Genomic DNA, 13,697 nt, shown 5'->3' on the forward strand with positions numbered 1-13,697 from the left:
GATGGAGAAATTGTTTGAAGGGTTTCCCAGCTTGCACCCCTTGGTGGTTCATTTCCCTATAGTGCTGCTGCTATTAGCTTTGCTCAGTCAGGCGGTGGCTGTAAGCTATAGCCGCTATCGGCAGGAGTTAAATATAGTGACTTTTGTCCTATTGCTTTTGGGAACAATAGGGGCTTTTGCAGCAATCCAGACAGCATCCCATATTTCGGGAGATGCGGATGAAGAAGCCTTTGCCGTGTTTGATACCCACCAACGTTATGCCTGGATCAGCTTCTGGCTGGCGGGGATAACCACAGTTGTACGCTTCGTGGCATTGCGATGGCGTAAAGTCATCTGGACAAACTATTTGATCGTGATTTTGTTGATAAGTTTGTCTGTGACACTATTTATCGCGGGACACCATGGCGCACGGCTGGTCTATCAGTATGGTGTGGGACCTAAAAGTAATGGAGTTTTAATTAAGTAATTGCATGAAAATGAGTAATAAGAGAAATATATTAATAATTGTTTTACTATTGATGACACAGGCTGCTGTGTTTGCACAGAAGGTGGTACGTCACGAACTGTATGTTCGGGACACCATCGTGAATTATGCGGGCAAAGCAAAACGGGCCATTTCCGTAAATGGGCAGATCCCTATGCCGACCTTGACATTTACTGAGGGGGATACCGCGGAAATTGTGGTTCACAACGAGTTGAAAGAAAGTACATCGCTGCACTGGCATGGTATCTTTTTGCCAAACAAAGAAGATGGTGTACCGCATCTAACGCAGGAGCCGATTAAGCCGAATTCAACTTATATCTATCGTTTCCCGATTATTCAACACGGAACGCACTGGTATCATTCGCATTCGGGTTTGCAGGAACAGATCGGTATGTATGGTAGCCTTATTTTGAACAAGCGTGCGGATGATAAGACTTTTCGCAAAGGGATAGATGATTTACCGACTATTCCATTAATCATAAGTGAATGGACAAATTATAATCCAGATAATATCCAGCGGATGCTCCATACAGGAAATGACTGGGCAGCTATTAAGAAAGGGGCTACCCAATCTTACGCGGAGGCGATCAAAGCGGGCAAGTTTGGAACGAAAATTACCAATGAATGGAAGCGTCAGCTCGCCATGGATGTAAGCGATGTGTACTACGACAAGATCCTGCTGAATGGTGCCCATTCTACGGATCTAAAGGAAGTAGATGGAAAGAAATTAAAAGCGGGGGATAAGATACGTTTGCGGATTTCCAACGGCGGTGCTTCGTCTTATTTCTGGTTGCGCTATGCGGGTGGGAAAATTACCGTAGTTGCAAACGACGGGAATGATGTGGTACCTGTAGAGGTGGACAGATTGATGATCGCTGTATCGGAGACCTACGATGTGGTCGTGACGATCCCGAATGAAGGGACGGCCTACGAGTTTATGGCGACAACGGAGGATCGGACGCAATCGGCAAGTTATTTTGTCGGTAATGGCATCAAGCAGTTGATTTCACCACTCCCTCGTCTCAAATATTTTGAGGGAATGAAGATGATGAATGACATGATGAAGATGGATGGTAATCTGAATGATATGGGCATGAATATGAGCCTGAATCAGATGGATATGAATGTGGTCATGTATTCGGAAATTACCGGAGATGGAAAGAAAAAAGAAGATCACAGCAAACATAGTGGTATGGATCATGGTAAGATGAAGGCGGATGAGGATCCGAACCGTTACAATGCGAATGCACTGGGTGATATTGTCACATTGAATTATGCGATGCTGGAATCTCCCCATGAGACCGAATTGCCGAAGAATGCTCCTGTGCGGGATCTTAAATTTACCCTTACGGGAAACATGAGCCGCTATGTGTGGAGCATGGATAATAAAATCCTTTCAGAAACGGATAAGATTCCGGTGAAGAAAGGGGAAGTACTGCGGATTACCATCTACAACAACTCCATGATGCGCCACCCAATCCATCTGCATGGTTTTGACTTTAGACTGCTGAATGGTAAGGGAGCCAAAGCTCCATTGAAAAATGTGGTCGATATCATGCCCATGGAAACAGATACCATCGAATTTTTGGCAAACGAAGAAGGAGATTGGTTTTTCCACTGCCATATCTTATACCACATGATGGCCGGAATGAACCGTGTATTTGCCGTGGATGACTACAAAAATCCCTATTTACCGGACAAAGCCAAGGCTTATAAGGAGTTGCAACATGAAAGCAATATGACGCATTTTATGGCGCAGAATGACTTTGCGACCAACGGAAATGATGGTCAGGCAATGTTCCAGAATGCGCGCTGGCAACTGGGATCGGAATGGCGATTGGGTTACAACGACATGCATGGTTATGAGGTGGAGACACACTTGGGCCGGTTTTTCGGAAAAATGCAGTGGTTTATGCCTTTTGTAGGTTTTGATTACCGTTACCGCCGAATGGGCGATGATGAACATGAAAAGAACATCTTCGGTCAGGCGAATAAAAAAGATAGCCGTAAAGCGGTGAGTCTGGGTTTTATGTATACACTGCCGATGCTGGTGAATTTTCAGGCTGAAGTGTACCATGATGGTATTGTCCGATTGCAGATGATGCGTGAGGATATCCCAATCTCACGAAGAGTACGAGCTGATTTTATGGTCAACTCGGACCTAGAATACATGGCTGGACTGAATTATATCATCACGAAGAATATGGCATTCAGAACGCATTACGATAGCGATATGGGATTTGGTGTAGGATTGTCGTTGAATTACTAGCCAAATCCCTCCAATTCCTGAGTTGATTTGTGTTAAATGTAAGCAGGGATACTTCAAATGAAGATGCTGTCGTTGTAAACGAGATCTGTGATGATCGAGATGAGTTCATCTTTTGTTCAAACGAGTTTAACTTCAGCTCGACACTGTCTTCATTTGAGCAAACAGTAAGATCGTTTGTCTTAACCTTGATCACATTTCCTTCAAAACAGATCTGCTTTGGTGCATTTGAGATCAGCGAACATCCAAATGGATTAACTTTTTGTCCAAACGAGATCAAAATCTTGTCAGGTCTGAACTCATTTGGTCCATCGCTGATATCATTTGGTTCATCGCTGATATCATTTTACTCATCACCAATATCATTTTGCCCATCAGCTATATCATTTGATGAAAAGCTGAATGCGTTTGACAAAAAGCAGGATCCCAACAGTAAGTGTTTGCTTACCACTAAAATGCGGCTTTGATGGGCAACAGGCTATGATTTTTGGTCTATTTTCCAATGAAGGGGGCAAAATCGGCAGCAGAAAGTCGTGTTCCGCCGAAAAGTTGGCCGATTTTACTCCATTTTCGCCAGCAGGCTGTCGTAGATTTGAGCCACGAACAAATTTATGTACATTTTAAATTTACATAGATAAGAACGAGCAAAAGCCGATCATTTATGTCATTGTTGACTATTCGGCACAAAAGAGCTAAACAAAAAGCGCCAGAAATTGTCAGTTTCTGGCGCTTTCTTTATGTTGTTCCGGTTTTTTAAACAGCGTGCGTTTTGATGGTTTAAATCATCCACTTAAAGATGCTCGCGCCCCAAGAGAAGCCTGCTCCGAAAGCAGTTAGCATAACCAAATCTCCGGTATTCAGTTTTTTGATATTTTGCCAGATACACAAAGGAATAGTTGCGGCAATGGTATTGCCTAGGTATTCGATGTTACTAAGTGCTCTATCTTCGGGGATATTTAGACTACGGCCAACGGCATCGATAATACGCTGGTTGGCTTGATGCGGAATTAACCAGTTGATATCTTCAATTTGTAAGTTGTTGCGCTGTAAAACGGTATTACAGGCATCGCTCATCGATTGAACAGCATGTTTGAAGACAGTTTTGCCATCTTGTTTGAGAAAACGGTTGTCATTTACTGGAAGGTTGCTATCGATCGGGTAGAGGGAACCACCGGCTTCGATCTTCAAAAATTCACGTCCAGCACCATTGCTACGCAAGTAGGCGTCCATAACGCCACCTTCAAGCGATGGTTCCAACCATATGACACCGGCGCCATCGCCGAAAAGAATATTGGTGGAGCGATCTTTTAGATCGACATAGGTACTGATATTATCCGCACCTACAACAAGCACATTTTTGTAACGTTGTGTCTCCACGAGCGACGAAGCCATATCCAACGCATAAAGGAAGCCTGAACAAGCGGCATTGACATCAAATGCCCATACGTTGGTCAGCCCCAATTTTTCGAGAATAATATTAGCCGTTGCTGGCATAGGCATATCTGGTGTAGATGTTGCTACAATAAGGGCATCTACATCCCGCAGATCTTTGTTATATTGTTTTGCTAGATCCTGAATGGCTTTGACGGCCATGTCCGATGTGGCAAGATTTTCATCCAATATCCTTCGCTCCTTAATTCCTGTACGTTTGATAATCCATTCATCGGAAGTTTCGCAAAACTGTTCTAAATCGGTGTTGGATCTTCTTTTTGGTGGGATATATCCTCCAACCCCAGTTATTGCTGCATACGGCCTGCTCGGTATTCTTTCAGTCATAAAATAATGTACTCTTTTCTCTCTTTTTCTACAGCCAAATCTTACAAATTAGTCATTTGTGATTTTGCGCCGTAAAACTACGGTTAATTTGTCCAATTCAAGGGTGAAAAAGTAGGTTTTTGACAAAATAATTACGTTTTTGAGCAAAATTAACTGTTTTTAACCTTTTGGCTATACTATTCTTTTAATTGGTCTTTAAGAGGCGAAATTATATGCTGCTAGTGTTGTATTTGTCGAAATTTTTGACGTTTTCATCTTTTCAAAAGGTCAAAACGGTCTAGTAATTTTTTAGCGTATTAACGCACTTATCCAGAAATCCGGGCAAGTTTGAATAGCTCCGCTAAGTTCCTGATTCCCTCTTCGATCAGTTCTTCCGAAAGAGATCCATAGCCTAGACGCAGGCCGCCGTACCTGTCGTCTTTATGATAGTTGTCGGGATGGGGAATATGAATGGATTTTTCTTTCAGCTTTTTGAAGAGCAATGTCCAGTCTACCTGATGTTTGAATGCCAGCCAGACGGCTAGTCCACCTTGAGGACAATGGTAACTTACATGATCTGATAAATGGAGATCCAGTTGCTTGATCATAAAGTCACGCTTGCCTCGGTAATAGTTGGTCGCTTTGCGGATATGCCTTCTCACGGTACCGTCCTGAATAAGCTCCAAAACCGCCTGTTCCATGATATTGTCGCCTTGTATATCGATGAGGTAACGTAGTTGAGCAATAGCTTTTAATAAATGTTCATTTTTGCTGACAAGATAACCTATGCGAAGGGCAGGGGCTACGACTTTGCTCAATGTGCCGATGTAGACCGAATGTTGTAATTCGGCAGCCGAGGCCAGCGGGTGGTATGGAGTATGGTCGAAATGAAATTCGTAGTCATAGTCGTCCTCGATAATCGTGAATCCATATGCATTGGATAATTGGATAAGCTCTGATCTGCGGTGGGGGCTTAACGTAGCTGTTGTCGGGTATTGTCGATGCGGTGTAAGGTACGCCGCTTTGATATTTTTTTTGTCCTTTAGGTAGGGGATCATTTCTTCGACAAGGATACCCTCCGCATCAACAGGTATCTGTATAAGTTTCGCTCCGGTATGCTCAAAGATCTTCCAGGCAGAATGATAGCCCGGAGACTCCACGAAGATGTAATCGTCCTTTTTCAATAAACATTGGGCAACGAGGTACATGGCCATTTGGCTGCCACGACTGATGCATAGGTTATCTAGCGTGATATTCATATTGCGTTCCTGATTGAGCATGTCCGCTATGGCTTGCCTAAAATCAATATGTCCCCTCGGATCAGCGTAGCCCATCATCTTCCATCGGGCACTTCGTTTGAAAATCTGTCGGTACGCACGTCCGAGCTGGTCGATCGGAGCAATCTTGCTGTCTGGATTTCCATCATCGAAGATAATGCGTAACGGTGCCTGATGAGTTGATACGGATTTGTTTCGGGTGGCACTTTCAGCGTTGGAAAGCAAAGATGGGAGTTGCTGGGCCACAAAAATTCCACGGCGCTGTTGACTCACGACCCATCCTTCACTTAGGAGCTGTTGGATAGCATCAACAACCGTATTGCGGTTTAGTTTCAACTGTGTGGCGAGAGCTCTGCTGCTCGGTAAAGCTGTGCCAGGAGCTAGTCTGCCTGATTGTATATCAGCAGCAATACTATCTGCCAGTTGTAAATAAATCGCCTTTGTGGAAGATCGGTCTATCTCCATTGTCAAATTCCAGGGTCTGAGCATGGGTCAATTTTATCGGGTAATTCACCCAAAGATACAATTGTTCTTTTGGATTGAAACGCTCTACAATGATTCGATTCGATCTGCTGTCTGGGTATTTGGTTTGAGATGAGCTGTTTACTTTCACGGATTGTATCTGGACTATTTGTTTTAAATTGATCTTGGACTACCTGTGAGGTAGAATTTAATCCGATTTTTGGGCTTAACTAAATCTCGACCATTTGATGAAACCATTTCCTGTATTTGAAAAATTGGATATCCAGATAGAACGTGCAGCTGGCTGTTTCGTATATGACAATCAGCAAAAGGCCTATTTGGATATGTATGGCGGACACGCTGTTGTCGCTGTGGGACATACGCATCCGCATGTTGTCGATAGCACCTTGCAGCAGTTGAACAATATTGGTTTCTATTCGAATACAGTATACAATGATTTGCAGCATCAACTGGCACATCAATTGGGCCTGATGAGTGGATATACCGACTATGCGATATTTTTTTCGAATTCAGGTGCGGAGGCAAATGAAAATGCTTTAAAACTGGCTTCGTTTTTTACAGGAAGAAAAAAGGTTCTATCCTTATCTAATGCTTTTCATGGCAGAACCTCTGGTGTCGTATCAGCGACTGATAACACGAACCTGCGTGCTGCTGTAAATGATAATGATCATTACTTTTTCAGCCCCTTCAATGAGTTGTCCAGTTTGAGAAAACAGCTGGAAACGGAGGTATATTGTGCCGTGATTGTGGAACCGATTCAGGGGGTAGGCGGAATCCAGGTAGCCACAGATGAATTTCTACAGGAAGTCAGAGCGATCTGTACAAAAACAGGTACCTTGCTTATTCTCGATGAAATCCAGTCGGGGTATGGCCGTACCGGGAAATTTTTCGCACATCAGCATGCCGGAATAAAAGGGGATCTAGTTACTGTAGCGAAAGGTATCGCCAATGGTTTCCCCATGGCGGCGACCATTATTTCCCCGACTATCAATCCACTCATGGAGCAATTGGGGACGACCTTTGGGGGTAACCATCTGGCCTGCGCCACTGCAATAGCGGTATTGGAGGTTATCCGGGATGAGAAGCTGGTTGATAATGCGGCGCGGGTAGGTGCTTTTTTAATGAATGAATTAAGACATATCACGGCGGTATCTGACGTGAGGGGCAAAGGGTTGATGATCGGAGTGGAGTTTGATTACGATATACAACAACTGCGACAGGAACTGCTGTTTGACGAGAATATCTTTACTGGATATGCCGGTGCTTATACTTTAAGGCTGCTGCCGCCGTTAAGCTTTACGATGGAGCATGCACAGACTTTTTTAAAGAGCCTTAAAAAATTGATAGGGACGGATACTCACTATTTCCAAAATCATTTTTGTCACATGGGATAGTTAGCGGAAAATTGTGCACTGCTGTCTTCTATGCGAAAAAAAAATGACCTATCAGTTTTAATTCGTGAAGAGCAGTATTGTGAAGACAGTATCTAGCCGTCCTGTGCGGTGTTTTATTGATAAATCGTATCTGAGCTGGATCGCTTTTGGAATTGGAGAGTTTAGCGTTTTTCTTGTATTAATGCTATTAAAAAAGTAATTTCACAACAGGTACTTCAACACAACAGGATACTTTAATTAGATAGATACACGGAAACAGATGTCGACAATTACGAAAGGTTTACCAACAGCCGGATTGATTAGTATAGCGGATCACAAAATATTACTGGCCTACAGCAATAATAAAAAAGCCTGGTACCTGCCAGGAGGTAAAATAGATGCCGGGGAGGATTCATTACAATCACTCCGTCGCGAGATTTCGGAGGAACTGAACATCGACCTTGATCCCCAAAAGATTTCCTATTACTGTCATATTACTGCTCCGGCTTATGGGATGGTGCCCGAAGTGATTATGGAACAGGACTGTTTTCTGTATCCACTTACGGAAACGATACAACCAAGTAACGAAATAGGAGAAGTGAAGTACTTCTCCCATGAAGATTATTTACGCGAACCTATTCAGGTGATCGGTGTATTGCATGTCTTTGATAAATTGAAAACCGATGGCTTGATTTAAGTTAAGGACGATAACTATACTTAGATACCATAGCCCTCGTTTGCACAATTGATGGTTTTGGTATTTTGTATGGGGTCTATTTTTCCGGTCCTGGTGTTCAGCCGCCAAGCTTGAAGGGTCTTATTGAAATATTCTTTGTCTTCCTCGACAACACTAATAGCAACGATCTCACTGTCAAATTTGTCGCCTACCCTACAGTTGCAAAGGCTAAGTTGTTCGTTGGCTTTGAGTTTACGAATATTGATTGTATCCAGGATCTTATATTTCACTTGACCATTTCCCTTCTCCTTGTCATCAAGCAGTTCATTTAAAATACAGATCCCGTTTTTATCGCTGGTATAATAGCCAGCCGCAAAGCGATAGTCACCAGTCGCACTTTTGTTTGCGTCTATTACTGCACCTGATGCATGGGCATAGCTGGCCAGTCCAGGAATTTCATTAATCTCCCGAAATATTTTTCCATATAATGGATTTTTCTGGTCTTGGGGGGTATTAAAACTTGACCAGCTACAGATGGCCAGTAATGCAAATAGTATATTTGTTAAATAACGCATAGCTTCGATTGATCTAAATACAGTATTAAAGATAATAAATCTCGTTATATTCTTAAATTACGATATTTATATTTTGCTCATCAACCTGTTAAGAGGGACTATTCATACTTAGAAAAATCTACGGCAAATATACAGCGATTGACTTGACTGCCATTCTGTGCCCCCGCGTTGGGTTCGAATTCGGTCAAGCTCCATAGGTAACCGTAAGTTGCTTCGTAATACAGGGATTCGGCACCATAAGGCCATCTATAACGGACGGTATCATCTGCTCCATCCGTGTAGCGCGCCAAGCGAGCATTGGAGCCATAAGAGTTGCTCGGAGATCCTGTGCAGGACAGCCATGTCCGATTTCCCTTGCGGAATACACCCTGGATTCCGTGTGCATGGTTATCTGTAAATAGACTATTCTTAGGAGTGACGGTAATAATGCCTGAATTTTGGAGCTGCCCTTCCGTATTGATAGGAAATCCAAAAACCTGGGGTACGATAGCGGCATCAGCGCTGCCGGCGTAATATTGGCCTGTCCATAATTGGGTGCCTTCATCATTGACCTGAACGGTTGAAAAGGGACTGGCGTTATTGATTTTTTGATAACCTATCTGCGGTAGTATATATCGATAGTTGAATGCAAATAAATTACCATTGCTATCTTTTCCGCATTTTTCACTCGTATCGTCGCCGGTGCTGACTTCAATAATTTTGTCAAGGTCAAAAACTCTGAGTCCCAGATTCGTGCTGCTCAGGTAGATTTTGCCCTTGAAGTAAGCAATTCCACCTGCATGTACTTTGAGTGGGGCATAAGTGCCATATTGTGTATGGGTTGTCGTACTACTTGGGATATCAGGTTGCACAAGGAGGATATGGCGGTAAGTCAGGTAAGTACTTGAACTTGGACTAATGTCGATCAACGTAATTCGTGAGCCTTTATGTTCGGCACTATTGCGGGCGTACCAGCTAACTAAGAGATAACGCACGCCGTTTTTTGTAAAACCAGCAATGCCCTGAGGACGCCAGATTGCCGTGGTTTCATCATCGCTGTTCCAGCGAATCCCGCGCACCCGATTTTCTTCGGGAATATTGAATCCATATACCTCGGTGTAAGCGCTCCCGCCGATGGCCTGACGGTTTTTGTTTACCTGGGCTGGGTTTAGAAAACTGAATCCTGAATTGATGTAGTTACTGGTATTGACATAACTGTTGACGCTCACCGCTGCAGTGCTTGAACTTGCTTTGAGTTTTGACGCTGTTTCATTTTCAGTGGGCGGTGGAGCCAGTTCATTTTTCTGACAGCCGATGCTCGCTATGGCAAGCATAAAAATCAGTCCAAGTGTCCGTTTTTGAATCATCGTTGTAAGGTTTATGTAATCATATACAATCCACATTGCAAATGGTTTGCAAGCTGATTACGAAACTAAATGATTCAACGTATAGTTGAGTAATCCCAATATTAAATCTGTATTACCTTTGTGCTTTTCTGTTTTTACCGGCTGTATTCTACCGAAAACCCCATCGCATGGATGTCATTGTTTCATGAAATGGCACCGATGCGATGGGGTTGTATTTATCTTTAAGATATTTTATTTTGTAGTTTCTGTTTTTTCTTTTTGCGCTTCTTTGTACACTTTGCTGTCCTCATCGTCCATGTCCATGTCGAGATCCTCCTCTTTGTATTTTCCCATTTTGAGTTGAAAATTATCAGCGGTACCGGTGATGCGCATCGGGATTCCGAAGATTCCGAATGGAGGCAGTCCGAGTCTGAACCCAAGATTCATCCGCCCATCCAGTGTAACTTGACCTTCAAACCGTGGCCTGAATCCCATCATCTTCATTTTGGCACGTTCAATGGTCATGACATTGTTCTTGATATGCGATTTGATGACAACCTTTTTTACCTCACCGTCTTTCAATTTTTCTTTTGAGGTGGATTCGCTGATGCCATTCAGTAATTTGAAACCTCTGAACTTAATTTGGTTCAGGGTCAGGCTACCCTCACCGACAATGGAAGGCATCACAGGCTGCATATTACCGTTCAGTAAACCTCCTAATTTATAATCCAGCGATACAAGGCCATGCGCATTTTTGGCAGCAGTCACCATCTCTCTGAACATCGGAATTTCCTTATAGGCACGTTGGATATCAAAGCTGTCCGCTTTTACAGCGTAGTCGAATGCAGCTCTGCGGGGATTTATTGGTCTATAATTTCCATTCATAGCTGCTTTTAATCCCGCTAGTTCAAAAGTGGTGTTGTTGAGCGCCAGTTTGCCTTCTTTGATCTGTAGATCTCCCTTGAAATCTCTGATGTTCATGTTGTTGTAAGAAACATTGTTGACCAAACCTAGCACCTGAACATCAAGATTTTTAGGCAAAAGGACCACACCTGTCTCAGAAGAAGAGGATGCTGTTGAAGGAGTATCTGCAAAAACCATGAAGTCATCAACGGTGATTTTTTTACTATTGAGTGTGAACTGTCCCTGTAAAGCGGCATTGTTATTCGTCAGGTAGTTGATGATATTGTTCATGTAACCCTTTATGGAGATGGAATTTTGACCATAGTTGACAAGGAACCGGTCAAAGTTCATTTTCTCCTGATGGAAGCTAAAGTCACCACTTTTGATTGCAATAGGTTGCGGGAGTAGGTCGGTCTGTACTTGGATCTTGCCGATGTTGATGCGTCCACTATTGTGGAGTCTGGCATAACGGCCGCTGGTGGCATCACTTTGCAGACCTTTGAGGCTAAAATCTGTGTGGATAAAGCCATCGACATTGGTTCCGTCAAGGGCGAAAAACTTATAGATGGGACCAAGGTTGAGTTTTCCTTTGGATTGAATATTATAGTTGATGTTATTGAAATTGCGCAGATCTGCATGCAGGAAAAAAGGTTCTCCGGCAAATGTGAATGATACAGGTAGTATTTTTACACTCAAATCACGTAATGATCCCTTCTCGCTATTCACAAAAGCTTCGACATGTATGTTTTCCATTGGAATAGGGTACTCCTTGGATTTGATAAACCCATTTTTCATCACAATGGAGGTATTGGTTTCCGGAAAAATATTCCGTTTGAGATCGACATAACCTTTTGCATTGAGGTTGACATCGATCAGCCCTGCCAGTTCGATATCTTTGACCGGATAGAAGCTTTTGATATCGGCCAAATTGAATAAGGCTTTCAGATCAGACTGTACGGCAATTTTGTTGAAATCTGTTATCGAAACATAACCTTTAATATAGTTATTGAGTGCCTGAACCGAGATATCGTGAATAGAAATGGAAGCGCTTTTCATTTTGCCATCCGGATCTTTTGCTTCCAGACGATAAGCGATCTTGTCAAGACCTTTAGGGAGATCAGCTAGTTTGAAATGGCCTTCTGTTAGGGTGTTTTTGATATCAAATGTCGGTATGGAAGCGATGTATTCCTCCTCACGTTTTTGAAGTCCGACTTTGCGTGTTGCCCGGGCATAGGTTCCGTCGATCTTTGCGTCAAGATTCCATCGTCCACCCAAGGAGAAGCCCGGAAATTGCAGGGAAGAATAGAGTATACCAAGGTCGAGGTCGCTTTTCATATCAGCGTGTACTGTCACAGGATGCAGTCCTGCGATTTGTCCTTTTGCGTTGAAGTAACCTGATGCGACTTTAAAGTCAAATTGTTTCAGGTCAATCCGGAGCGAGTCGGGATTTAATGCCGGAAGATCAATCTTTAATTTTGCGTTCCAGTCTGTCAATGGATTATTGGATTGTTTATAAGCCATATATCCGTTGTTGATGGTCAGTCCCAGAGATAAATCGGGCATCTCATTATTGTCAACAATATAATCACCGATTAAATTTACAAAAACTTCGGAAGTGCCTTTGACGGATAGATCTTTTATCCATGATGCGTAACTATTGGGAACCAGTGACAGCAATTCACTCAGGGTACTCTCCTGTGATTTTAACTTGAAGTCTAGATGATAACCGTGCGATATAAAGGACAATAATCCCCGGAATCTTACTGGTAACTGGTTAATCTTGATATCATTGCGTTCAAAGATAAATGATAGGTTGTCGGTGTTGATACGCGTCAATAAATTGGCATCAATTGATTTTTTATCAACATAGAGTTCATTGTCAAAAGAAAAAGAAAACGCGGCAATCTTGGCTCTGGTATTCAAATCAAAGATATTCGACATTAGGTCACCTTTACCCTCATAGTCCAGATCTTTTGCGTCAATCCACAGTGGAATAGACTGGTCTTCGTAATGCAAGTTGGTCTTTTCAAATTTAATCAGCTGAAAGGCCAGCGCACCGCCATCAGAATTATCTTTTGCCTTTGTGGAATCCGTTGCTTTGGACTTATAGATGCTGTAGTTTGCATTACCTAAGGAATCGACCAAAATATTGATCTTCCCCTGGTTAACGATAAACTTGTCAATAATGATTTTTGATTTGAGCAGGCTCATGAGGTCAATTCCAAAGCTTACTTGTTTGGCGGCAAGCAGGGTGTCTTTTTTGAATGGCTCAGCGCCCTTTAACAACACGTCATCCATTGACGCTGTCAATAGTGGGAATTGATCAAAGAAGGTCAATCTGACCTTTGTATAATTGAGCTCCCCATTGATATGTTCGTTTGCCAACGACTTGACTTTGTCGTTTACTTCTTTTTCGAAGATATAGGGAATGGATAATATACAAAGAATGAATAGTGTTATGAAGCTTACTAACCCGATAGAGATTCGTTTGGCAAGCTTTAGAAATGTTGCTTTTGACACAGTGCTGTTTTTTTGTGGCACAAAAGTCCGAAATTTATTGTTAAAGTCCATTGATTGACC

Annotated in this window: 9 protein-coding genes; 4 read left to right on the forward strand and 5 right to left on the reverse strand. The window is 42.7% G+C overall.

Annotated elements, in window-relative coordinates; translation table 11 throughout:
* The first annotated feature begins 1 nt into the window (after window position 1).
* Both BWD42_RS22720 and BWD42_RS22725 read left to right on the forward strand, forming a co-directional pair.
* The gene (locus BWD42_RS22720; RefSeq protein WP_077438708.1) at window positions 2-466 is read left to right on the forward strand and encodes a DUF2231 domain-containing protein; all 465 of its coding nucleotides are present in this window, start codon (window positions 2-4) and stop codon (window positions 464-466) included.
* Between the two features lie 10 nt (window positions 467-476).
* Complete coding sequence (locus BWD42_RS22725; protein WP_077438784.1) at window positions 477-2,753, forward strand: multicopper oxidase family protein; 2,277 nt, start codon at window positions 477-479, stop codon at window positions 2,751-2,753.
* 774 nt (window positions 2,754-3,527) lie between these two features.
* Here the strand turns inward: BWD42_RS22725 and BWD42_RS22735 are convergent.
* Together BWD42_RS22735 and BWD42_RS22740 are read right to left on the reverse strand one after the other, a co-directional pair.
* Window positions 3,528-4,526, reverse strand: coding sequence for a beta-ketoacyl-ACP synthase III (locus tag BWD42_RS22735; RefSeq protein ID WP_077438710.1), 999 nt, complete (start codon window positions 4,524-4,526; stop codon window positions 3,528-3,530).
* A gap of 305 nt (window positions 4,527-4,831) precedes the next feature.
* Window positions 4,832-6,271 (reverse strand): PLP-dependent aminotransferase family protein, encoded by a 1,440-nt coding sequence (locus tag BWD42_RS22740; protein ID WP_077438711.1) that lies wholly within the window; start codon window positions 6,269-6,271, stop codon window positions 4,832-4,834.
* 221 nt (window positions 6,272-6,492) lie between these two features.
* Here BWD42_RS22740 and BWD42_RS22745 point away from each other — a divergent pair, with 221 nt between their 5' ends.
* Together BWD42_RS22745 and BWD42_RS22750 are read left to right on the forward strand one after the other, a co-directional pair.
* Window positions 6,493-7,659 (forward strand): aspartate aminotransferase family protein, encoded by a 1,167-nt coding sequence (locus BWD42_RS22745; RefSeq protein ID WP_077438712.1) that lies wholly within the window; start codon window positions 6,493-6,495, stop codon window positions 7,657-7,659.
* A 259-nt stretch (window positions 7,660-7,918) separates the two neighbouring features.
* Complete coding sequence (locus BWD42_RS22750) at window positions 7,919-8,335, forward strand: NUDIX hydrolase (RefSeq protein WP_077438713.1); 417 nt, start codon at window positions 7,919-7,921, stop codon at window positions 8,333-8,335.
* 20 nt (window positions 8,336-8,355) lie between these two features.
* Here BWD42_RS22750 and BWD42_RS22755 read toward each other — a convergent pair whose 3' ends face one another.
* The 3 genes from BWD42_RS22755 to BWD42_RS22765 form a co-directional block, all read right to left on the reverse strand.
* Window positions 8,356-8,889: a hypothetical protein gene (locus BWD42_RS22755; RefSeq protein ID WP_077438714.1), complete on the reverse strand. Its 534-nt coding sequence runs from the start codon at window positions 8,887-8,889 to the stop codon at window positions 8,356-8,358.
* 98 nt (window positions 8,890-8,987) lie between these two features.
* Window positions 8,988-10,235, reverse strand: coding sequence for a hypothetical protein (locus tag BWD42_RS22760; RefSeq protein WP_139351262.1), 1,248 nt, complete (start codon window positions 10,233-10,235; stop codon window positions 8,988-8,990).
* Window positions 10,236-10,466: 231 nt separating this feature from the next.
* Complete coding sequence (locus BWD42_RS22765; RefSeq protein ID WP_077438716.1) at window positions 10,467-13,688, reverse strand: AsmA-like C-terminal region-containing protein; 3,222 nt, start codon at window positions 13,686-13,688, stop codon at window positions 10,467-10,469.
* Window positions 13,689-13,697: the final 9 nt, after the last annotated feature.

The sequence above is a fragment of the Sphingobacterium sp. CZ-UAM genome (assembly GCF_002000245.1).
Taxonomy (GTDB): Bacteria; Bacteroidota; Bacteroidia; order Sphingobacteriales; family Sphingobacteriaceae; genus Sphingobacterium.